Origin of the sequence: Pseudomonas sp. HY2-MNA-CIBAN-0224, from assembly GCF_040310285.1 — a bacterium.
Taxonomy (GTDB): domain Bacteria; phylum Pseudomonadota; class Gammaproteobacteria; order Pseudomonadales; family Pseudomonadaceae; genus Aquipseudomonas; species Aquipseudomonas helleri.
The window spans coordinates 90,472-112,901 of the sequence record NZ_JBEOPQ010000003.1; the positions used below are offsets into that span (position 1 = coordinate 90,472).

Sequence of the window (22,430 nt, forward strand, 5' to 3'; positions counted from 1 at the left end):
TGATCTGGCTAATAACTGGACTGTCTATAAGGCTTCAAGGTTCCGAACTCAGTTATCATGCCCGCCTTTTCGTGACAGACCTTGTTCCAGGACAAGGTAGCGCAGCGGTTTAATGTCTTGCCGCTGCCCAGGAGTAAATCAATGAACACCGTTTTTATGCATTGCCGGCCCGGTTTTGAAGGCGAAGTCTGCTCGGAAATCGCCGAGCATGCCGCCCGTCTTAATGTCTCCGGCTACGCCAAGGCCAAGCCAAGCGCGGCCTGTGCCGAGTTTGTCTGCACCGAAGCAGGCGGTGCTGAGCGCCTGATGCAGCGCCTGCGCTTCGCCGAGCTGATTTTCCCGCGCCAATGGGCACGCGGCAGTTTTGTCGAGCTGCCGGAAACCGACCGGATCAGCGTCATCCTTGAACACATGGCCGATTTTCCGGTGTGTGGCAGCCTGTGGCTGGAAGTGGTCGACACCAACGACGGCAAAGAACTGTCCAACTTCTGCAAGAAGTTCGAAGGGCATTTGCGCAAGGCGCTGCTCAAGGCGGGCAAGCTGGTCGAAAACGCCGACGACAAACCGCGCCTGCTGCTGACCTTCAAAAGTGGCCGCGAAGTGTTCCTCGGCCTGGCCGAGTCCAACAACTCGGCCATGTGGCCAATGGGCATTCCGCGTCTCAAGTTCCCGCGTGAAGCCCCGAGCCGCTCGACCCTCAAGCTGGAAGAAGCCTGGCACCACTTCATCCCGCGTGATCAGTGGGATGACCGTTTGCACAGTGACATGACCGGCGTTGACCTTGGCGCTGCCCCCGGTGGCTGGACCTGGCAACTGGTCAATCGCGGCATGCTGGTAATCGCCATCGACAACGGCCCCATGGCTGAAAGCCTGATGGACACCGGACTGGTGCAACACTTGATGGCCGATGGCTTTACCTTCAAGCCCAAGCAGCCGGTGGACTGGATGGTCTGCGACATCGTCGAGAAGCCTGCGCGCAATGCGGCGATGCTTGAAGAGTGGATTGGCGAAGGGCATTGCCGTGAGGCGGTGGTCAACCTCAAGTTGCCGATGAAACAACGCTACGCCGAAGTGCGTCGCCTGTTGGACCGCATTGCCGACGGCTTCAAGGCGCGCGGTATCCAGGTTGAAATCGGCTGCAAGCAGCTGTACCACGACCGTGAAGAAGTGACCTGCCATTTGCGTCGACTGGACGTGAAAAAGCCTAAATCCCGCTGATTCAGGAGTACCCCATGAGTTTTGCTGACCTGCCGCTTGACGGCACTCTGGACGCCAGCGGCCTGAACTGCCCTGAGCCGGTGATGATGCTGCACCAACACATTCGCGATCTGGTGCCGGGTGGATTGCTGAAAGTGATCGCGACCGATCCGTCGACCCGCCGTGACATTCCCAAGTTCTGCGTATTTTTGGACCACGAACTGGTCGGCCAGGCCGAAGAAGCGGGCAAGTACCTGTACTGGATCCGCAAAAAGCAGGATTGATCGGCCCAAACGTGCCGACAACGCCTACACTGCCAGTCCTTGAAAGGAGCCTGCCATGCTGATTGTTGCTGATGAAAATATTCCGTTGGTCGATGCGTTCTTTGCTGAATTCGGTGAAATACGCCGTTTGCCGGGGCGCCAGATCACCCGGGCCGATGTGTATGATGCGGATGTCTTGCTGGTGCGTTCGGTGACCAAAGTCGACCGCGATCTGCTTGAAGGCAGCGCCGTGCGTTTTGTCGGCACGTGCACCATCGGCACCGATCACCTGGCGCTCGATTACTTTCATCAAGAGGGCATTCAGTGGTCCAGTGCGCCGGGCTGCAATGCTCGCGGTGTGGTGGACTACGTGCTCGGCAGCTTGCTGACACTGGCCGAAATCGAAGGCGCCGACCTCAATCAGCGCACCTATGGTGTGGTCGGTGCTGGCGAAGTGGGCGGGCGTCTGGTCAATGTGCTCAAGGGCCTGGGCTTCAACGTGCTGGTGTGCGACCCGCCGCGTCAGGCGGCAGAGGGCGGTGATTACGTCAGCCTTGAGCAGATCATCGAACGTTGCGATGTCATCAGCCTGCACACGCCTCTGGATAAATCCGCAGAGAACGCGACCTGGCATTTGCTCGACCAGCAGCGCTTGAACCAGCTCAAACACGGCACCTGGCTGATCAACGCCAGCCGAGGTCCGGTGATCGACAACAACGCCTTGCGTGAGGTGCTGACCCAGCGCGAAGACCTGCAAGCGGTGCTGGACGTGTGGGAAGCCGAGCCGCAGGTTGATGTCGAACTGGCCGATCTGTGCGTACTGGCAACGCCGCACATCGCGGGTTACAGCCTGGACGGCAAGCAGCGGGGCACGGCGCAGATTTACCAGGCGTTCTGCGATTTTCTGGGGCAGGAAGCGGTTATCAAACTTGCCGACTTACTGCCCGCGCCCTGGCTGGCCAAGGTTGAACTGAGCGCCGACAGTGACCCTGCGTGGGCGCTGGCGATGGTATGCCGTGGGGTTTACGACCCGCGTCGTGACGATGCGGACTTTCGTCGCAGCCTGGTGGGCACGGTTCAGGAGCAAAAGCTGGCGTTTGACGCCTTGCGCAAACACTACCCGGTACGCCGCGAAATCGAAGGCTTACAGGTACGTATAGAGGGTGAGTCGCAGGGTTTGACGAAGATGGTTAAAGCTCTGGGCGCAGTGCCAGTGTAGGTATGTAGGTATACGGTCACTGTAGGAGCGAGCTTGCTCGCGATCTTTTGATCTTTCAAAAAGCTCGCGAGCAAGCTCGCTCCTACAGGGATTTTGAGGTTCAGTCTTTGTTTACAGGCTTGACCAAACGCTGTTCCAGTTCTTGGCAGGCGTTCTGAATCATCTCTTCAGTGATGAGAACTTCATTACCTTCAGCGTCGATAAAGGCACACCCCAACGACGGTTGCTGGTGGGTGCGAATTACCGGAAGTGCTTGAGTGTTGATTGATTCCATGGCCTGTCTCCTCATCAGGGTGTAGCGCTACTTTAGATCCGTTAAATGACCAAGCTGTTACACACTTGGCCGCGGAACCCAGTCCAACAGAAATACTTCGAAACTTCTACCCTCACTTTAGAACTTTAACGCCTAGGGCTTGTGGCACCCGGTCATATTCAAAACGACTGAGAAAGGTTTACCAAGTGTTACCCCGGTTCGTTGTAGGCTGTGTGCGGCTTTCAACACTCGACCCCCTTTGCGGAACACCCTCATGCTCTCTTCCCGTCAGCGCCGCGCCATTCGTCTGGTCATTCATTTTGTAGCCCCTTACCGCTGGCATGCGGTCGGCGCGTTGCTGGCCCTGATCGTCACGGCGGGGATCACGCTGTCGATGGGGCAGGGCATTCGTTTGCTCGTCGACAAAGGCTTTATGACCCAATCACCGCATATGCTTAATCAGTCCATTGGCCTGTTTTTGCTGCTGGTGCTGGGCTTGGCGGTGGGCACATTTGTGCGTTTCTATCTGGTGTCGTGGATTGGCGAGCGGGTGGTGGCTGACATTCGCCGGCAAGTCTTCAACCATCTCATCGGTTTGCACCCCGGTTTCTACGAAAACAACCGCAGTTCAGAAATCCAGTCCCGGCTAACCACCGACACAACATTGCTGCAATCGGTGATCGGTTCTTCGCTGTCGTTGTTTTTGCGCAACAGCCTGATGGTGATCGGCGGCGTGGTGCTGCTGTTTATCACCAACCCCAAGCTCACCAGCATCGTCGTGGTCGCCTTGCCCCTGGTGCTGTCACCGATCTTGATCTTTGGCCGCCGCGTGCGCAGCTTGTCGCGTCAAAGCCAGGACCGCATCGCCGATGTTGGCAGTTACGTGGCCGAGGCCCTGACCCAGATTAAAACCGTCCAGGCCTACAACCATCAGCAACAAGACCAGCAGCGCTTTGCGCAAACCGTCGAAGGCGCCTTTGCCACGGCGCGCAAACGTATCTTGCAACGGGCCTGGCTGATCACCCTGGTGATCTCGCTGGTGCTGGGCGCGGTCGGCGTCATGCTCTGGGTGGGCGGCATGGATGTTATTGCCGGGCGTATCACGGGCGGTGAACTGGCCGCGTTTGTGTTCTATAGCCTGGTGGTCGGCAGTGCCGTCGGCACCCTGAGCGAAGTGATTGGCGAACTGCAACAGGCGGCAGGCGCGGCAGAGCGGATCAGCGAACTGCTGCAGTCCAAGAGCCAGATCGTTGTGCCGGACAGCGGGTTGCAAGTGTTGCCAGAGCGGGTTGAAGGCAACGTGCGCCTCGAAGATGTGTATTTTTCTTACCCGTCGCGTCCCGAAAGCTTCGCGATTGCGGGCCTGAGCCTGACCATCAATGCAGGCGAAACCCTGGCCCTGGTTGGGCCGTCCGGGGCCGGTAAATCGACCTTGTTCGACTTGCTGTTGCGTTTCTATGACCCCCAGCAAGGGCAAATTCTGTTGGAAGGCCGACCTGTTCAACAACTTGACCCGCACGACTTGCGACGTTGCTTTGCCCTGGTCTCGCAGACCCCGGCGCTGTTCTTTGGCTCGGTCGAAGACAACATCCGCTATGGCAACCTGCAGGCCACAGACGCTCAGGTCGAGGCGGCGGCGCGCATTGCTCATGCCCATGACTTCATCCTGCAAATGCCCCAGGGCTATAAAACCCACTTGGGCGATGGCGGTCAGGGGTTGTCGGGCGGGCAGCGGCAACGCCTGGCGATTGCCCGTGCACTGCTGGTAGATGCGCCGATTTTACTGTTGGACGAAGCCACCAGCGCGCTGGATGCGCAAAGTGAACACTTGATCCAGGAAGCGTTGCCCAGCCTGATGAAAGGCCGTACCACGTTGGTGATCGCCCATCGACTGGCAACGGTGCAGAATGCCGATCGCATTGCCGTGATGGATCAGGGCAAGCTGGTGGCGGTGGGCACACATGCCCAATTGATAGCCAGTAACCCGCTGTATGCGCGGTTGGCAGCGTTGCAGTTCAATACAGCGGACTAACCCTGTAGGAGCGAGCTTGCCTCGCGATCTTTTAAACATCAAAAGATCGCGAGACAAGCTCGCTTCTACGCGGGGCTAACTCAGCGGTACTCGCACAGGTAAGCGGTATCTACTGCGACCTCAAGCTGAAACTTGCTGTTGGCCGGTACGTTGAACTGGCTGCCTGTCTTGAACGTTTCAAACTCGCTGCTGCCCGGCAGCTTGACCTTCAGCTCGCCCGAGACGACGTGCATGATTTCACGCTCGGCGGTGCCGAACTCGTATTTACCCGGGGCCATGACGCCAATAGTGGCTTTGCCTTCAGCTTGTGTGAACGCAATCGACTTGACGGTGCCGTCGAAGTATTCGTTGACTTTAAACATGGCGATTCCTCGGAATGGGTTAAAAAGGCTGGCCAGTATGCAGAAGCCGTTTTATCCCGTCACGCCCTTTTGTAGAGGCTCGGCGCTGCACTAAACCCGCAGCACCAAGGGCAATAAACGGGCTGTATTGCGCGCATCTTCCAGGGCGCGGTGCTGCTGCCCGCTGAACTGCATGCCGGCCAGTTGCAAGGCACTGTTAAGGCCCAGGGGCTGTTTTAGCTGGCGGACCTGGGCAAATTGTTGCTTGAGGTTCATATGCGGCAAACGTGCCAGGGCGCTGTCCAGCTGCTTTTGTTGCCATTCCTGTTCCAGTTGCTTGCGGTCGTACTCACCCCAACTGGCCCAACCTTCCAGTTTGGGCAGATGCTGGCCCAGCCAGCGCTCGAACTGCTCCCAAACCTGTCCGGTCGGGCTGGCGTTATCAATATTGGCTTGGGTGATATGGGTTAATTGACGGCAAAAAGCGGTCAGCAGCGGGCGCCGTTGCGGCCGTACAAAACGCTGAAAGTGGTCTATTTCGCGTCCGGCACGCGTGACCACGCTGGCACCGATTTCGATGACTTCCATTTCTTCCAGAGGCCAGCCGCCGTCATCGGTGGTGGCTTCCAAGTCAATTACCAGCCAGTGAGGCATGTGCAGCTTTCCTTAAACAACATCGGCATTGAGGATGCAGCGTAGCTAATGCGCAGCCACGGGGCACTTAATTTGTAGTGGGCCACACCACGTTTGCTTGCTAGTCTAGGCGCGCTTAAATTACGGTCGTACTCGATCTCAGGTCCTGTACCCATTAATAAGTTCCAGTTGCGGGCGTCCCCGATGTGCACAGCGTTTAAGTGTTTGCCAATGTGGATGGTCCGCAGTGTGTTGCTGGCGCTGAGTGTCACCTTGATGTCGCCGGTGTGGGCCGCGCAGGAAATTCGCGTCGGTGCGGCGCATTTTCCGCCGTATATCGTGCGCCCGGAACGCGGCTCCGACACGGGCTTGCTGCAAAAATTGCTAAGTGCGATGAATGAGTTACAAACTGATTATAAATTCACCGCCGTCCCTACCTCGCTGGCGCGAAGGGTGCGTGACTTTGATCAGGGCCGCGTTGACCTGATCCTTTTTGAAAGCTCCAACTGGGGCTGGCAGGGGGTCGATTACGATGCTGTCGACCTTGGCCTTGTCGACTCGGAAGTGTTTATCGCCAAGCAACAACCGGGGCGTGATCAGTCCTACTTTGATGATTTAAAGGGGAAACGGCTGGCGCTTTTTTCCGGTTATCACTACGCCTTTGCAGACTTCAATCCTGCCCCCAGCTACTTGCTCAATCACTTTGACGCGACCTTGACCTACTCCCACGAAAGCAACCTGCAGATGGTCTTGCGCGGGCGGGTAGACATGACCTTGATGACCCGATCCAACCTCAATGACATGCTCAGACACAATCCGCAGTACAAATCCCGCGTGCTGATATCTGACCGTGCCGACCAGCGCTACCATCACTACGCCTTCATTCGGCCCCATGGCCCGATCAAAGCCGAAGAAGTGACCAAGCTGATCAAAACGCTCAAGGACAATGGCCAGTTAAAAGCGATTTTTGCCCCTTACAATATTGAACTCGTCGAGACTGAGTCCTAAATTTTGCCCCGCGGCCAACGTCACACAGCCTAACTGTTGACGAAAATCGTGAGTCCAAAATGACTGCTACCGTTTCGCACCCGCAGCGCCCGGCCAAACCCCAAGGCGAAGTTTATCGGCGCTTCGACCCCCAGCTTGGCGCCTGGATCTCCTTGCGTACGCTGGACATCGAGCTTGACCTCGAACGCTTCAACCGCTGGCAAAACACCCCGCGAGTGTTGGCCTTCTGGGATGAAGGGGGCAGCCTTGAGGACCATCGCCAGTACCTCGAAAAACTGGCCGACGACCCGCACACCCTGACCTTGATCGGTTGCTTTGACGACCAACCGTTTGCCTATTTCGAAGCCTATTGGGCCAAAGAAGATCGCATCGCCCCCTTTTACGACGCAGACGACTACGACCGTGGCATTCATATGCTGGTGGGGGAGCAGGCCCATCGCGGGCCGCATAAGGTTGCCAGTTGGTTATCCGCCTTGACCGACTACCTGTTGCAGGACGACCCGCGCACTCGGCGCATCGTGGCCGAGCCCCGCGCCGACAACGCCAAAATGATTGGTTACATGCAGTCACAAGGCTATAAGCGGATCAAGGAATTCGACTTCCCGCACAAACGGGCGGCCTTGATGGTGCTGGAAAGGACAATCGAAAACCAACGCTAAAGCGACGTTCATTTTGTAGGAGCGAGCTCGCCTCGCGATCTTTTGATCTTCAAAGATCGCGAGCCCCCTCACAAAGAAGCTGATTTCAGCGACGGCTAAAGGTATCTGGCTGGCTGCCCGAAACCTTGCGGCAGTGAATCAGCGCGTCGCGGATCATGAAATTGACCAGCGTTGGCGACACCCCCAGCTCTTTGGCGATGTCCTTTTGCTGCACACCGTGCAAGCGGTACATCTCAAACGCATAACGGGTGCGACTTGGCAGCTCGGTCAGCGCGTCAGCGATGTTTTCCAGGGTCGAAAAATTGATATGCGAGGTTTCTGGCGAGGCGCCATTGATCACCACATTCAAGCCTTCCTCTTCTGTACCCGAGTATTTCTGCTCCAGTGCCTGCTTGCGGTAGTGATCAATCGCCAGGTTGCGCACGATCTGGAACAGATAGCTCAGTTGCGCCTTGAATGACGAGGTGATCTGCGGCGCGGACTGCAAACGGAAGAAAGCGTCCTGCACCACGTCTTCGGCCCGAGATCGGCAGCCGGTGATCCGCGCTGCAATTTTGACCAGGATTAATCGGTTGTCGACAAAGGCTTGAAGTAAGGGTGAGTCACACCTGCTTGTGGACATTTGTTCCGTCATGGAGATCACCTGTGGCTAGTGAAAACGTGCGGGCCATTGCTCGGTTGGCGCCGTCACAGTGCGAAACAAACTAGGCTTAATGATAATGATTGTCAATTGAGAAAGGTAATTAATACCGATCCCTTCAAGAGATTGAGAAAAGCCTCACATCCCGTGCAGTTCGCTACAAATGGCCACTACCGGAAGGGCTAATTATTTGCTCGGGTCAACCGTTCACAAGGGGCGAAGGTCTGTGTTGCAGACCTGCGATGAACGGTTAACACAGGAGGGTGATATGGCGTTTGCATGTGCACGGGCGGCGTTTTACGGCGGTGGTTCAGACCATGACTGAAGTCATCCAGCTGCGCTTGTTTTGTCTGCCTTACTCCGGCGCCAGCGCCATGGCTTACAGCCGTTGGCGCCGCTTGCTGCCCACTTGGCTGCAGGTGCGCCCGCTGGAATTACCGGGGCGCGGGATGCGTATGGACGAGCCCTTGCAGAGCGATATTCGCGCATTGGCCGGCCAGTTGGCCGACGAAATCAGCCCGGAACTGGACCGCCCTTACGCGTTGTTCGGCCACAGCCTGGGCGGTCTGTTGGCCTTTGAACTGGCCCACGCCCTGCGTGAGCGCGGGCTGCCCCTGCCACTGGCCTTGTTTGCATCTGCCACGGCCGGCCCGGCCCGCCGAGATGTCAGCGAGTACGCGCTGGCCAAGACCAACACGCAACTGATCGAGCGCTTGCGCGAACTCAACGGCACCCCCGAAGAGGTGCTGGCCAATGCCGAACTCATGCACCTGATGCTGCCGATACTGCGCGCCGACTTCCTGTTGTGCGGCAGTTTCAGACACGACCGGCGGGCGCCGTTGTCGCTGCCCATTCACGTGTTTGGCGGCAAGCAAGACAGTGTGCGCGCCGAGCAACTGCTCGATTGGCAGGCCGACATCAGCCGCGCGTTTTCCCTGGACATGTTTGAAGGCCATCACTTTTTTCTGCACCAGCAAGAAACCGCCTTGTTGCGTTGCCTGCGCCGCTACGCCGAAGAACACCTGCTGCGCTGGCGTCAGCAACAGGCTCGGCGGGTGCCCGGCTAAAGCAGCGCCGTGCTTTCTCGTCTCTCAAACACACCGAATTTATGCAAAGCCGACTTCAGGCAGGAAATCCCATGATGGACGCGTTCGAACTCCCTGGCACCTTGGCCCAAGCCCTGCAACAACGTGCAGCCCAGACCCCGGATCGACTGGCATTACGCTTTTTGGGCGATGACCAGAGTGCCAGCCAGGTGCTGACCTATGCTGACCTGGATTTACGTGCGCGGACCTTTGCCGCAGCCTTGCAGGCCAATGCAGCGGTGGGTGATCGCGCGGTCTTGCTGTTGCCCAGCGGCCCGGACTACGTCGCGGCATTTTTTGCCTGCCTGTATGCCGGAGTGATCGCCGTTCCGGCGTATCCGCCGGAGTCGTCGCGCCGCCATCATCAGGAGCGTTTGCTGTCGATCCTGAGCGACGCCGAACCGCGCGTGCTGCTGACCAGCAGCCATTTGCGCGAGTCCTTGCTGGCCCTGCCCGAACTCAGCCGTGCCGAGGCGCCCGCGTTGCTGTGCGTCGACAGCCTAGAACCGAGCCTGGCGCAAGGCTGGCAGCCGGTGGCGTTGCAGGCCGATGACATCGCCTTTTTGCAATACACCTCAGGCTCCACCGCCATGCCCAAGGGCGTGCAAGTCACCCACGGCAATCTGGTGGCTAACGAGTTGCTGATTCGCCGTGGATTTGGCATCGACCTCAACCCCGACGACGTGATTGTCAGCTGGTTGCCGCTGTACCACGACATGGGCTTGATCGGCGGCCTGCTGCAACCGATTTTCAGCGGTGTGCCGTGCATCCTGATGTCGCCCGCGTACTTTTTGACCCGCCCGCTGCGTTGGCTCGAAGCCATCAGCGAATACGGCGGGACCATCAGCGGCGGGCCGGATTTTGCCTATCGGCTGTGCAGCGAGCGAGTCAGCGAAAGCGCTTTGGCCGGGCTGGATTTAAGCCGTTGGCGCGTGGCCTATTCAGGCTCTGAGCCGATCCGCCAGGACACCCTGGTACGTTTCGCCGAAAAATTTGCTCTGTGCGGTTTTGACTCTGCCAGCTATTTCGCCTCCTATGGCCTGGCCGAAGCCACCTTGTTTGTCGCAGGCGGGCAGCGCGGGCAGGGCATTCCGGGCCTGAACCTGAATGAGGTGGAGCTGGCCAACAACCGCATCGTGCCGGGCGACGGCAGCGCGGTGATGAGCTGCGGCACTCAGCAGCCGCAACATGTGGTGCAAATCGTCGACCCGCACTCGTTCGAGCCCTTGGCGGATAACCGTGTCGGTGAAGTCTGGGCCTGCGGGCCGAGCATCGCCCACGGCTACTGGCGCAACCCGCACGCCAGCGCTCAAACGTTTGTTGCACATCAGGGCGCCACATGGCTGCGCACCGGCGACCTGGGTTTTATCCATGAAGGCCAGCTGTACATCACCGGACGCTTGAAAGACCTGCTGATCGTGCGCGGCCATAACCTCTACCCGCAAGACATCGAAGCCACCCTCGAGCGTGAAGTCGAAGTGGTGCGCAAAGGCCGTGTGGCGGCGTTCGCGGTCAATGTCAAAGGCGAGGAGGGGATCGGCATTGCCGCCGAAATCAGCCGCAGCGTGCAAAAAATCATGCCCGCCAACGCCCTGATCACGGCCATTCGCCAGGCCGTGGCCGAAGCCTGCCAACAAGCACCGAGCGTGGTCGTGCTGCTCAATCCGGGGGCGCTGCCAAAAACCTCCAGCGGCAAACTGCAACGCTCGGCCTGCCGCAGCCGTCTGGCCGACGGCAGCCTCGACAGCTACGCGCAGTTCCCGTGTGACGACGCTCAGCCGGTCAACCATGTCCCGGCGCAGCCAGCCCATCAGTTGGAGGCGCTGATTGCGTGGATCTGGTGCGAGCATTTGCAGGTCGAGCAAGTGGCCGCTGATGATCATTTCTTCCTGTTGGGCGGTAACTCAATTCTGGCCACGCAAACCATCGCCCGCCTGCGTGAAGAACTGAAACTGGAACTCAACCTGCGCCTGTTGTTCGAGGCCCCGACCTTGAGCGCATTCACGGCTCGGGTCGCGGCGTTGCAGCAGGATGGCGGTCTGGCCCAAGGCAGCATCGTCGGCTTGAGCCGCGATGAGGCGCTGCCACAATCGCTGGCGCAAAACCGTTTGTGGTTTATGTGGCAACTTGATCCGCAGAGCAGCGCCTACACCATTCCCGGCGCCTTGCGCTTGCGCGGCGAGCTGAACGAAACCGCGCTGTGCAGCAGCTTCGCGCACTTGGTCGAACGCCACGAAGCCCTGCGCACGCGCTTTTATGAGCGCGATGGCCAAGCCTGGCAGCGGGTTGAGGCCGCCGCGGATTTTGACCTGCAAGTTATCGACATCAGCGACTTGCCCGCCGCCGAGCGAGAAGCGCGTGCGCAGCAGATCCGCGAAGACGAAGCCCGCACCCAGTTTGACCTGAGCAACGGCCCGCTGTTCTGGGTCACCTTGGTCAAGCTCGATGATGAAGAGCACCAACTGCTGCTGACCTTGCACCACATCATCGCGGACGGCTGGTCGCTCAACCTGCTCATCGACGAGTTCTCGCGCCTGTATGCGGCGGCCTGCCTGGAGCAACCGTTAGCGCTGGCGCCGCTGGCTTTGCACTACGCCGACTACGGCAGTTGGCAGCGCCAATGGCTGGCCCAGGGCGAAGCCGAGCGCCAGCTCCGTTACTGGAAACAACAGCTGGGCGACGAGCAGCCGACCTTGCAACTGGCCACCGATTACCCGCGTTCGGCCGCGCAGCAACACAGCGCGTCGCGCCACAGCGTGCGCCTGGACGCACCGCTTGCCGAGGCCTTGCGTGAGACAGCAAAGGCCCATGACAGCACGCCATTTATGCTGCTGTTGGCGACGTTCCAGACCTTGTTGTATCGCTATACCGGCCAGCGCGATATCCGCATTGGCGTGCCAAGCGCTAACCGCCCGCGTCAGGAAACCCATGGCCTGATCGGCTTTTTTATCAATACCCTGGTGCTGCGTGCGCAACTGGACGGGCGCCTGCCGTTTGCCCAATTGCTCCAGCAAACCCGTCTTGCCACGCTGGATGCCCAAGCGCATCAGGACCTGCCCTTTGAGCAACTGCTGGAAGCCTTCCCGCAGGCCCGCGAACACGGCCTGTTCCAGGTGTTGTTCAATCATCAGCAACGCGACCTGAGTGCTTTGCGGCGTTTGCCGGGCTTGCTCGCCGAAGAGCTGGAATGGCACAGCCGCGAAGCCAAATTCGACTTGCAGTTGCACAGCGAAGAAGACCGCCAGGGCCGCCTGAAACTGTCGTTCGACTACGCCGATGAGCGATTTGAGGCCAGCACCATTGCGCAACTGGCCGAGCATTTTGTCAGCCTTTTGCGCCAAGTTTGCGCCGACAGCCATAAGGCCCTGGCTGACCTGCACCTGCTCAGCCCGCAGCAGTTGCTTGAACAGGCGTGCTGGAGCGAAGCGCCGTGTGCTCCCGCGCAGCAATGGCTGCCACAGCAGCTTGAACAGCAAGCGCAGCTCACCCCGGACCACATCGCCCTGTTGTGGGACGGCGGCAGCCTCGATTACGCCCATCTGCATGGGCACGCCAACCGCCTGGCCAACTACTTGCGTGACAAGGGCGTGGGCCCGGATGTGCCGGTGGCGATTGCCGCTGAACGTTCGCCGCAACTGCTGATCGGCCTGCTGGCGATTCTCAAGGCGGGCGGCGCCTATGTGCCGCTCGACCCGGACTACCCGCCCGAGCGTCTGGCCTACATGCTGCAGGATTGCGGTGCGGCACTGTTGCTGACTCAAAGCCATCTGCTGCCGCGCTTGCCGAGTGTCGAGGCCCTCAGTGTGATCGCCATGGACGGCCTCAATCTCGACAGCTGGTCCGCCCATGCGCCGGGGCTGCACCTGCATGGCGACAACCTGGCCTACGTGATTTACACCTCGGGCTCGACCGGCCAGCCCAAAGGCGTCGGCAACACCCATGCAGCCCTCAGTGAGCGTTTGCAGTGGATGCAAGCCACCTACAGCCTGGGCGCCGACGATGTGCTGATGCAAAAGGCCCCGATCAGTTTTGATGTGTCAGTGTGGGAGTGCTTCTGGCCGTTGATTACCGGTTGCCGTCTGGTGCTGGCCGGGCCGGGAGAGCACCGCGACCCGCAGCGCATCGCGCAGTTGGTGCAGCAGTTCGGGGTGACCACGTTGCACTTTGTGCCGCCGTTGTTGCGTCTGTTTGTCGATGAACCGCAGGCCTTGCAGTGCCGCACGTTGCGTCGGCTTTTCAGTGGCGGCGAAGCCTTGCCCGCTGAACTGCGCAATCACGTGCTGCAACAATTACCCGCCGTGCAACTGCATAACCGTTACGGCCCGACGGAGACCGCGATCAATGTCACCCACTGGCAGTGTGCTCACGATGACGGCGAGCGCTCGCCCATCGGCCGACCCTTGGGCAACGTGGTGTGCCGGGTGCTCGATAGCGAATTGAACCCGCTGCCGGTGGGTGTGCCGGGGGAATTGTGCATCGGCGGCATTGGTATGGCGCGGGGGTATCTGGAGCGTCCGGGGCTGACGGCTGAGCGCTTCATTGCTGACCCGCTGGGCGAGCCGGGGGCGCGGCTGTACCGCACCGGTGATCAGGTGCGCTGGAACCGCGATGGCGCCCTCGACTACCTCGGGCGTCTGGATCAGCAAGTCAAACTGCGCGGTTTTCGCGTCGAGCCGCAAGAGATCGAAGCGCGCTTGCTGGCCCAGCCTGAGGTGGCGCAGGCGGCGGTATTGATTCGCGACACCCAGGCCGGGCCGCAACTGATCGGTTACTACACGGCGCTCGACGGGGCGCTGCCCGAGGCCGAGCACAGCGCGCAACTCAAAGCCGCACTGGCCGCCGAGCTGCCGGATTATATGGTCCCCGCGCAGTTGTTGCGCCTTGAGCTCATGCCCCTGAGCCCGAGTGGCAAGCTGGATCGCCGGGCGTTGCCGGAGCCGGTGTGGCACGTGCGCGAGCACGTCGAGCCTCAGACTGAACTGCAACAACGCATCGCCGCAATCTGGCGCGAAGTGCTGGGGCAGGCCCGAATTGGCCTCAATGACGACTTCTTCGCCCTGGGCGGGCACTCGCTGCTGGCTACACAAATCGTTGCCCGGGTGCGTCAGGCTTGTGACGTTGAACTGGCCTTGCGAATCCTGTTTGAAGCCAGTGAGCTGGGCGCATTTGTCGAGCAGGTTGCGCAAATCCAGGCCTGCGGCCAGCGCAACACGCAACGGCCGATTCAGTTGGCGGATCGCAGCCAGCCGGTGGCGCTGTCGTACTCTCAGCAGCGCATGTGGTTTCTCTGGCATATGGAGCCCGACAGCCCGGCCTACAACGTCGGCGGCATGGCGCGTTTGACCGGGTTGCTGGACGTCGAGCGCTTCGAGGCGGCATTGCAGGCTTTGCTGCTGCGCCACGAAACCCTGCGCACCACGTTCCCCAGCGTCAATGGCGTGCCTTACCAGCAGGTGCATCGCGACACGCGCCTGAGCCTGGGCTGGCTGGACCTGAGCGCCCTTGACGGCGCTGCCCGTGAGCAGCGTTTGCAGGCCCTGGCCGACAGCGAGGCGCATCAGCCGTTTGATCTGGAGCGCGGGCCGTTACTGAGCGCCCATATGGTCAAGGCCGCCGCCCGCGAGCACTACTTTGTCCTGACCTTGCATCACATCGTCACTGAAGGCTGGGCGATGGATATTTTTGCCCGCGAACTGGGCGAGTTGTACGAAGCGTTTGTGGATGATCGCGCCTCGCCGTTGCTGCCGCTGGCCGTGCAATACCTCGACTACAGCGTGTGGCAGCGCCAGTGGCTGGAGTCGGGCGAGCGTCAGCGCCAACTCGATTACTGGACCGCCAAACTCGGCACCGAGCATCCGTTGCTTGAACTGCCCGGCGACCGGCCTCGGCCTGCGGTGCAGAGCCATCAGGGCGGGTTGTACCGCTTTGACCTCAGCGATGAGTTGGCCGCAAAACTGCGAGGGTTCAATGCCGAACACGGCCTGACCCTGTTCATGACCATGACCGCCACCCTGGCGCTGCTGCTCTACCGCTACAGCGGCCAGACCGACCTGCGCATCGGCGCGCCGGTGGCCAACCGCATCCGCCCGGAAAGCGAAGGGCTGATCGGGGCTTTTCTTAACACCCAGGTACTGCGCTGCGAACTGGATGGCCACATGCGCGTGGCTGAACTGCTGGAGCAGGTGCGCCAGACCGTTATCGAAGGCCAGTCGCATCAGGACTTGCCCTTCGATCATCTGGTCGAAGCCCTGCAACCCCCGCGCAGCGCCGCTTACAACCCGCTGTTTCAAGTGATGTGCAACGTACAGCGCTGGGAGTTCCAGCAAAGCCGGACACTGGCAGGCATGACAGTGGAGTTTTTGCCCAACGATGCGCGGGCGACCAAGTTCGACCTCAACCTGGAAGTCACTGACCTCGACCACCGTTTGGGCTGCTGCCTGACCTACAGCACTGATTTGTTTGATGAGCCGCGCATCGCCAGCATGGCCGAGCACTGGCGCAATCTGCTACACGCGCTACTGGCCGATCCGCAACAACGGCTGAGCGAGTTGCCGCTGTTGGATGGCGCTGAACAACAGCGCTTGCTGGATGGGCTGGCACCTATGGTGGGTGAGCAGCATCTCGATCACTGCGTGCATGTTCTGTTTGCGGAGCAAGCCAGTACGCGCCCTGAGGCCATCGCCTTGACCTTCGCCGGCCAACACGTGAGCTACGCCGAACTTGAAGGCCGCGCCAATCAACTGGCCTGGAAGCTGCGCGAGCTGGGCGTAGGCCCGCAGGTGCGAGTGGGGCTGGCACTGGAACGTTCGCTGGACATGGTCGTCGGCCTGCTGGCGATCCTCAAGGCGGGCGGCGCCTACGTGCCGCTCGACCCGGAATACCCGCTGGAACGCTTGCAGTACATGATCGAGGATAGCGGCATCAGCGTGTTGTTGAGCCATCGCAGCCTGTTTGCCGCGCTGGGTGAATTGCCCTCAAGCGTCGTGCGCTGGAGTCTCGAAGACGACGGCCCGCAACTGGCCGCGTACCCGTCCAGCGCACTGCCGTTTATCAATTTGCCACAGCATCAGGCGTATTTAATCTATACCTCGGGCTCCACCGGCCAGCCCAAAGGCGTGGTGGTGTCCCACGGCGAGATCGCCATGCATTGTCAGGCGGTGATTGAACGGTTTGGCATGCGTGCGGATGACTGTGAACTGCACTTTTATTCGATTAACTTCGACGCTGCCACCGAGCGTTTACTGGTGCCGCTGCTCAGTGGTGCGCGGCTGGTGCTGAGGGCGCAAGGGCAGTGGGACGCCGAAGCGATCTGCCAACTGATCCGTGAGCAACAGGTCAGTATTCTGGGCTTCACCCCCAGCTACGGCAGCCAATTGGCCCAGTGGTTGGCCAGCCGCGGGCAGACATTGCCGGTGCGCATGTGCATCACCGGCGGCGAAGCACTGACCGGCGAGCACTTGCAGCGCATCCGTTCGGCCTTCCAGCCCAGCGTGTTTTTCAATGCCTACGGCCCGACCGAAACCGTGGTCATGCCGCTGGCCAGCCTGGCACCGGAACAGCTGGCCGATGGTGCCGCCAGTGTGCCAATCGGTGAGGTCATCGGTGCGCGGGTAGCCTACATTCTCGACAGCCATCTGGCGCTGGTCCCCCAAGGCGCCACCGGCGAACTGTACATCGGCGGCGCCGGGCTGGCGCAGGGTTATCATAAGCGTTCGGGGCTGACGGCCGAACGCTTTGTGGCAGACCCGTTTGCGAGTAATGGCGGACGCTTGTACCGCACCGGCGACTTGGTGCGCCAACGCACTGACGGTCTGGTGGAATACCTGGGGCGGGTCGATCATCAGGTCAAAATCCGGGGTTTCCGCATCGAACTGGGCGAGATCGAAAGCCACTTGCTCGGGCATCCGGCGGTACGTGAAGCCGTGGTGCTGGCGCTGGACATGCCAGGTGGCAAGCAACTGGCGGCCTGGCTGGTGTGTGATGAACAGGCTGAGGCGGGGGCGTTGCGCGAAGCACTCAAGGCCCGGCTCAAGGCGCAACTGCCGGATTACATGGTGCCCGCGCACTTGATGCTGCTGGACAGCATGCCGTTGACCGCCAACGGCAAGCTCGACCGCCGCGCCTTGCCAGCGCCCGATGTTGAGCTCAATCGCCAACTCTACGTGGCCCCGCGCAATGCACTGCAAGCCAGTTTGGCCAAGGTGTGGGGCGAGGTGCTGAACCTTGAACATGTCGGTCTTAATGACAACTTTTTCGAGCTGGGCGGCGACTCGATCCTGTCGATTCAAGTGGTCAGCCGCGCCCGGCAATTGGGGATTCACTTCAGCCCCCGTGACCTGTTCCAGCATCAAACAGTACAAGCGCTGGCGAGCGTTGCGACCCAGACCGAGCAAGTGACCGCTGAACAGGGCGTAGTCACTGGCGAATCGGCACTGACACCGATTCAGCAGTGGTTCTTTGATACCGACATGCCGCAACGCGGGCACTGGAACCAGTGCGTGCTGTTGCAACCTGCCGAACCTCTTGAGCCCGCCTTGCTGGAGCGGGCGCTGCTGGCCCTGGTGATGCATCACGACGCCTTGCGCCTGAGCTTTGAGCAGCGCAACGGGCAATGGCAGGCGCAGTACCTGGGCGCTGCACAGCAACCGTTGCTGTGGCAAGCCAGCGTGGCGGACCTGCAAGACTGCGCCGGGCTGTTTAACGACGCGCAACGCAGCCTCGATCTGCACGCAGGGCCTCTGCTGCGCGCGGTACTCGTCGATGGCCCGCACGGGGAGCAACGCCTGTTGCTGGCGGTCCACCATCTGGCCGTCGACGGGGTGTCCTGGCGGGTCTTGCTGGAAGACTTGCAGGCGCTGTATCGCCAGCAGCCACTGCCCGCGAAAACCAGCGCATTCAGGGCGTGGACCAATCGTTTGCACGCTTATGCCAGCAGTGATTCGCTGCGTGAAGAGCTGGGTGTGTGGCAAGAGCACCTCAAGGGGCCAGCGGTGGAGCTACCGGGCGTTAACCACCATGGCGGGCGGCAACATCTGCACGGGCAAACGCTCAGTGTGCGGCTCGACGAGACGCGCACCCGGCAACTGCTGCAACAGGTGCCCAGCGCCTATCGCACGCAGATCAACGATGTGCTGCTGACCGCGCTGGCGCGGGTGATCTGCCGCTGGACCGGCCAGCCATCGACCCTGGTGCAACTTGAAGGTCACGGCCGCGAAACCCTGTTCGATGACATCGACTTGAGCCGCACCGTGGGCTGGTTCACCAGCGCTTATCCGCTGCGACTGACGCCGAGCAGCCACCTGGGGCAGGGCGCTTCGATAAAGGCTATCAAGGAGCAATTGCGACACATACCGCACAAAGGCCTGGGTTACGGCGTATTGCGCTACCTGAGCGACCCGGCCAGGGGGCAAGCCCTGGCCGCGTTGCCCGAGGCGCCGATCACCTTTAACTACCTTGGCCAGTTTGACCAGAGTTTTGCCAGCGATGCGCTGTTCCACCCGCTGGACGAGCCGACCGGCGCAGCCCACGACCCGCAGGCGCCGTTACCCAACGAGTTGAGCATCGACAGCCAGGTGTATGGCGGCGAGTTGGTTTTGCGTTGGGCTTTCAGCGCCGAGCGCTATCAGCCCCTAGCCATTGAAACGCTGGCCCGGGACTACCTCGCGGAGCTTGAAAGCCTGATTGCCCACTGCCTGAGCAGCGATGCGGGCGGGTTGACGCCATCGGACTTCCCGCTGGCCAAACTCACCCAGGCACAACTCGACAGCTTGCCGGTGGCGGCAGGCCTGATTGAAGATGTGTACCCCATGACCCCGATGCAAGAGGGCATGTTGCTGCACACCTTGCTCGAACCGGGCACCGGGCTGTACTACATGCAGGACCGCTACCGGATTGACAGCGCCCTAGACCCGCAACGTTTCGCCCAGGCCTGGCAGGCGGTGGTGGCGCGGCATGAGGCCTTGCGCGCGTCGTTCTGTTGGAACGCGGGCGAAGGCATGCTGCAAATCATCCATCGCCCCGGCAACACTGAAGTCGACTACCTCGACTGGAGCCGCGAGCCACAAGAGAGCCATGAAGAGCGTCTGCAGGCGCTGCTCAAGCGCGAGCGCGAAGCCGGTTTTGATCTGCTCAATCAGGCGCCGTTCCACCTGCGCCTGATCCGTGTGGGTGAGGCGCGTTACTGGTTCATGATGAGCAATCACCACATCCTCATCGATGCCTGGTGCCGCTCGCTGCTGATGAGCGACTTTTTTGAAATTTACAGCGCGCTGGGCGAAGGTCGCGCCCCACAACTGGCCACGCCGCCGCGTTATCGCGAGTACATCAACTGGCTACAACAGCAAGACCTGCAGCAGGCCAATGCCTGGTGGCAACGCAACCTGCAAGGCTTTGAACGGACCACTTACATCCCCACCGACCGGCCTTTGCTGCGCGAACATGCGGGCGATAGCGGCGGCATGCTGGTGGGCGATTGTTACACCCGGCTTGAGGTCAAAGATGGCGTGCGGTTGCGTGAGCTGGCGCAGCAGCACCAATTGACCATCAACACCTTTGCCCAGGCGGCATGGGCGTTGGTGCTGCGGCGCTTTAGCGGTGAGCGCGACGTGGTGTTTGGCGTTACCGTGGCCGGGCGCCCGGTGCAACTGCCGCAGATGCAGCAGACGGTCGGGCTGTTTATCAACAGTGTGGCCCTGCGCGTACAGATGCCTGAAGACGGTCGGGTGCTGAGCGTTCGGCAATGGTTGAGCGCCTTGCTGGAGCACAATATGGAGTTGCGCGAGTACGAGTACTTGCCGCTGGTGACGATTCAGGAGCGCAGTGAACTGCCCAAAGGCCAGCCGCTGTTCGACAGCCTGTTTGTGTTCGAGAACGCGCCGGTCGATATGTCGGTGCTGGACCGGGCCCAGAGCCTGAATGCCACCTCAGATTCGGGCCGCACCCACACCAACTTCCCGCTCACCGCCGTGTGCTACCCCGGCGATGACCTGGGCTTGCACCTGTCTTACGACCAGCGCTTTTTTGAGCGCAGCAGCGTTGAGCGCCTGCTCAGTGAGTTCAAGCGCTTGTTGTTGGCTTTGATGGACGGCGTCAATGGCGACATGGCCGACGTGCCCTTGCTGGGCGAGGCCGAGCAGCAGTTCCTCATCGAAGGCTGCAACCAAAGCCAGCGCGAGTACCCGTTGCAGCACAGCTATGCCGAACTGTTTGAAGCCCAGGTGGCAGCGCATCCGCAGCGCATCGCGGCCGGTTGTCTGGAGCAGCAGTGGAGTTACCACGAGCTGAACCAGCGCAGTAACCGCCTGGGCCATGCCTTGATCGCAGGCGGTGTGCGTATGGATCAGGCGGTGGCGCTGCTGGCGGAGCGCGGGCTGGATATGCTGGGCATGATCATTGGCAGCTTCAAGGCCGGGGCGGGCTATTTGCCGCTGGATCCGGCGCTGCCGGGGCCGCGTCTGAGCCGCATTTTGGAATTGAGCCGCACGCCTGTGCTGGTCTGCACCCAGGCCTGTCGCGAGCAGGCGCAAGCCTTGCTCGATGAGTCAGGTTGCGCCGTGCGTCCACGGTTACTGGTATGGGAAGACGTGCAAGCCGGGACGTGGGCGGATCACAACCCGCAGGTCTACAGCGGCCCGGACAACCTCGCCTACGTCATCTACACCTCGGGTTCCACCGGGTTGCCCAAAGGCGTGATGGTCGAGCAACGCGGCATGCTCAACAACCAGTTGAGCAAAGTGCCGTACCTGCAACTGAACGAGGATGATGTGATCGCGCAGACTGCCTCGCAAAGCTTCGATATTTCGGTGTGGCAGTTCCTCGCAGCACCCTTGTTCGGTGCGCGGGTCGAGATTGTGCCGAACACCATCGCCCACGACCCGCAAGCCTTGCTGGCGCAGGTCAATGCCCAAGGCATCAGCGTGCTGGAAAGCGTGCCGTCGCTGATTCAAGGCATGCTGGCCGAGGCCCCTGTTGCACTGAACGGCTTGCGCTGGATGCTGCCCACCGGCGAGGCCATGCCGCCAGAACTGGCGCAGCAATGGCTGTTGCGTTACCCCGAGATTGGCCTGGTCAATGCTTATGGCCCGGCCGAATGTTCGGATGACGTGGCGTTCTTCCGCGTTGATCATGGGGCGATTCAAGGCAGCTACTTGCCGATTGGCACGCCGACCGACAACAACCGTCTGTACCTGCTCGACGACGCGCTGCAACTGGTCGCACTCGGCGCGGTGGGTGAGTTGTGCGTGGCAGGCACTGGCGTGGGCCGGGGTTATGTCAGCGACCCGCTGCGCACTGCGCTGGCCTTTGTGCCGAACCCGTTCGGCGCTCCGGGTGAGCGTTTGTACCGCACCGGCGACCTAGCGCGGCGGCGCAGCGACGGGGTGCTGGAGTACGTCGGGCGCATCGACCATCAAGTGAAAATTCGCGGTTATCGGATCGAACTGGGCGAAATCGAAGCGCGCCTGCACGAGCAACCTGAGCTGCGTGACGCGGCGGTCAGTGTGCAGGAAGGGCCCAATGGCAAATACCTGGTCGGCTATCTGGTGGCCGCTCAAGCAGCCCTCGGCCTGAGCGAGCGGCTGGACCGGATCAAACAGCGCCTGCGCGCTGAACTGCCGGACTACATGGTGCCGCTGCATTGGCTGTGGATGGAGCGACTGCCCCTCAACGCCAACGGCAAACTCGACCGCAAGGCGCTGCCGGCGGTAGACATCGGCCAGTTGCAGCGTGAGGACTACCTGGCGCCACGCACTGAGCTGGAACACACCTTGGCGGGCATCTGGCGTGAAGTCCTGGGCGTCGAGCGGGTAGGGGTCAACGACAACTTCTTCGAGCTGGGGGGCCACTCCTTGCTGGCGACACAAATCGCCTCGCGGGTACAGAAAGTACTGCAACGCAACGTGCCGTTACGGGCGATGTTTGAATGCAGTTGCGTGGCCGAGTTGGCGGTGTACATCGAAGGGCTGGAAAGCAGCGAAATAAACGAGGAAAAAGTCGATCGCCTGAGCGACCTGATGGCCGAACTCGAAGGGCTGTAACCGCACCCCCTGTAGGGGCCGAGCTTGCCTCGCGATCTGTTGATCTTAACCATCAACAGATCGCAG

Annotated in this window: 11 protein-coding genes and 1 pseudogene; 8 read left to right on the plus strand and 4 right to left on the minus strand. The window is 60.7% G+C overall.

What is annotated here, in order from left to right:
• Positions 1–141: 141 nt before the first annotated feature.
• From rlmM to pdxB, 3 genes are read left to right on the plus strand one after another with little or no spacing between them, the layout of a single operon-like run.
• On the plus strand, positions 142–1,218 hold the full coding sequence (rlmM, locus tag AAEZ03_RS03550; RefSeq protein ID WP_153326648.1) for a 23S rRNA (cytidine(2498)-2'-O)-methyltransferase RlmM: 1,077 nt from the start codon (positions 142–144) through the stop codon (positions 1,216–1,218).
• A 14-nt stretch (positions 1,219–1,232) separates the two neighbouring features.
• Positions 1,233–1,481, plus strand: a complete 249-nt coding sequence (gene tusA / locus AAEZ03_RS03555) for a sulfurtransferase TusA (protein ID WP_123750479.1) — start codon at positions 1,233–1,235, stop codon at positions 1,479–1,481.
• Between the two features lie 55 nt (positions 1,482–1,536).
• Positions 1,537–2,679, plus strand: coding sequence for a 4-phosphoerythronate dehydrogenase PdxB (gene pdxB, locus AAEZ03_RS03560; protein WP_350576090.1), 1,143 nt, complete (start codon positions 1,537–1,539; stop codon positions 2,677–2,679).
• 100 nt (positions 2,680–2,779) lie between these two features.
• Here the strand turns inward: pdxB and AAEZ03_RS03565 are convergent, their stop codons facing one another.
• The gene (locus tag AAEZ03_RS03565) at positions 2,780–2,953 is read right to left on the minus strand and encodes a PA1571 family protein (RefSeq protein WP_048368841.1); all 174 of its coding nucleotides are present in this window, start codon (positions 2,951–2,953) and stop codon (positions 2,780–2,782) included.
• A 253-nt stretch (positions 2,954–3,206) separates the two neighbouring features.
• Between AAEZ03_RS03565 and AAEZ03_RS03570 the strand changes: the two genes are divergently transcribed.
• Positions 3,207–4,964 (plus strand): ABC transporter transmembrane domain-containing protein, encoded by a 1,758-nt coding sequence (locus AAEZ03_RS03570; protein ID WP_350576093.1) that lies wholly within the window; start codon positions 3,207–3,209, stop codon positions 4,962–4,964.
• Positions 4,965–5,044: 80 nt separating this feature from the next.
• Here the strand turns inward: AAEZ03_RS03570 and ppnP are convergent, their stop codons facing one another.
• Positions 5,045–5,326, minus strand: coding sequence for a pyrimidine/purine nucleoside phosphorylase (ppnP, locus tag AAEZ03_RS03575; protein WP_048368843.1), 282 nt, complete (start codon positions 5,324–5,326; stop codon positions 5,045–5,047).
• 90 nt (positions 5,327–5,416) lie between these two features.
• Positions 5,417–5,959: a 3'-5' exonuclease gene (locus tag AAEZ03_RS03580; protein WP_048368844.1), complete on the minus strand. Its 543-nt coding sequence runs from the start codon at positions 5,957–5,959 to the stop codon at positions 5,417–5,419.
• A 210-nt stretch (positions 5,960–6,169) separates the two neighbouring features.
• On the opposite strand from AAEZ03_RS03580, the gene AAEZ03_RS03585 reads away from it, so the two are divergent.
• Positions 6,170–6,946 (plus strand): substrate-binding periplasmic protein, encoded by a 777-nt coding sequence (locus tag AAEZ03_RS03585; RefSeq protein ID WP_350576096.1) that lies wholly within the window; start codon positions 6,170–6,172, stop codon positions 6,944–6,946.
• 77 nt (positions 6,947–7,023) lie between these two features.
• Positions 7,024–7,605 (plus strand): annotated as a pseudogene (locus AAEZ03_RS03590) (GNAT family N-acetyltransferase); the annotation flags it as partial.
• Positions 7,606–7,690: 85 nt separating this feature from the next.
• On the opposite strand, the gene AAEZ03_RS03595 reads toward AAEZ03_RS03590, so the two are convergent.
• The gene (locus AAEZ03_RS03595; RefSeq protein WP_048368846.1) at positions 7,691–8,239 is read right to left on the minus strand and encodes an RNA polymerase factor sigma-70; all 549 of its coding nucleotides are present in this window, start codon (positions 8,237–8,239) and stop codon (positions 7,691–7,693) included.
• Between the two features lie 323 nt (positions 8,240–8,562).
• Here AAEZ03_RS03595 and AAEZ03_RS03600 point away from each other — a divergent pair, with 323 nt between their 5' ends.
• The gene (locus tag AAEZ03_RS03600) at positions 8,563–9,312 is read left to right on the plus strand and encodes a thioesterase II family protein (protein WP_350576100.1); all 750 of its coding nucleotides are present in this window, start codon (positions 8,563–8,565) and stop codon (positions 9,310–9,312) included.
• A 71-nt stretch (positions 9,313–9,383) separates the two neighbouring features.
• Complete coding sequence (locus AAEZ03_RS03605) at positions 9,384–22,364, plus strand: non-ribosomal peptide synthetase (RefSeq protein ID WP_350576103.1); 12,981 nt, start codon at positions 9,384–9,386, stop codon at positions 22,362–22,364.
• The last annotated feature ends 66 nt before the right edge of the window (positions 22,365–22,430 follow it).

Bases quoted from the DNA above. Each gene is read 5' to 3' on its own strand.
- AAEZ03_RS03580 (WP_048368844.1), bottom strand. From the start codon at position 5,959: ATGCCTCACTGGCTGGTAATTGACTTGGAAGCCACCACCGATGACGGC.
- tusA (WP_123750479.1), top strand. From the start codon at position 1,233: ATGAGTTTTGCTGACCTGCCGCTTGACGGCACTCTGGACGCCAGCGGC.
- pdxB (WP_350576090.1), top strand. From the start codon at position 1,537: ATGCTGATTGTTGCTGATGAAAATATTCCGTTGGTCGATGCGTTCTTT.
- AAEZ03_RS03570 (WP_350576093.1), top strand. From the start codon at position 3,207: ATGCTCTCTTCCCGTCAGCGCCGCGCCATTCGTCTGGTCATTCATTTT.
- AAEZ03_RS03565 (WP_048368841.1), bottom strand. From the start codon at position 2,953: ATGGAATCAATCAACACTCAAGCACTTCCGGTAATTCGCACCCACCAG.
- rlmM (WP_153326648.1), top strand. From the start codon at position 142: ATGAACACCGTTTTTATGCATTGCCGGCCCGGTTTTGAAGGCGAAGTC.
- AAEZ03_RS03605 (WP_350576103.1), top strand. From the start codon at position 9,384: ATGATGGACGCGTTCGAACTCCCTGGCACCTTGGCCCAAGCCCTGCAA.
- ppnP (WP_048368843.1), bottom strand. From the start codon at position 5,326: ATGTTTAAAGTCAACGAATACTTCGACGGCACCGTCAAGTCGATTGCG.
- AAEZ03_RS03585 (WP_350576096.1), top strand. From the start codon at position 6,170: ATGTGGATGGTCCGCAGTGTGTTGCTGGCGCTGAGTGTCACCTTGATG.
- AAEZ03_RS03600 (WP_350576100.1), top strand. From the start codon at position 8,563: ATGACTGAAGTCATCCAGCTGCGCTTGTTTTGTCTGCCTTACTCCGGC.
- AAEZ03_RS03595 (WP_048368846.1), bottom strand. From the start codon at position 8,239: ATGACGGAACAAATGTCCACAAGCAGGTGTGACTCACCCTTACTTCAA.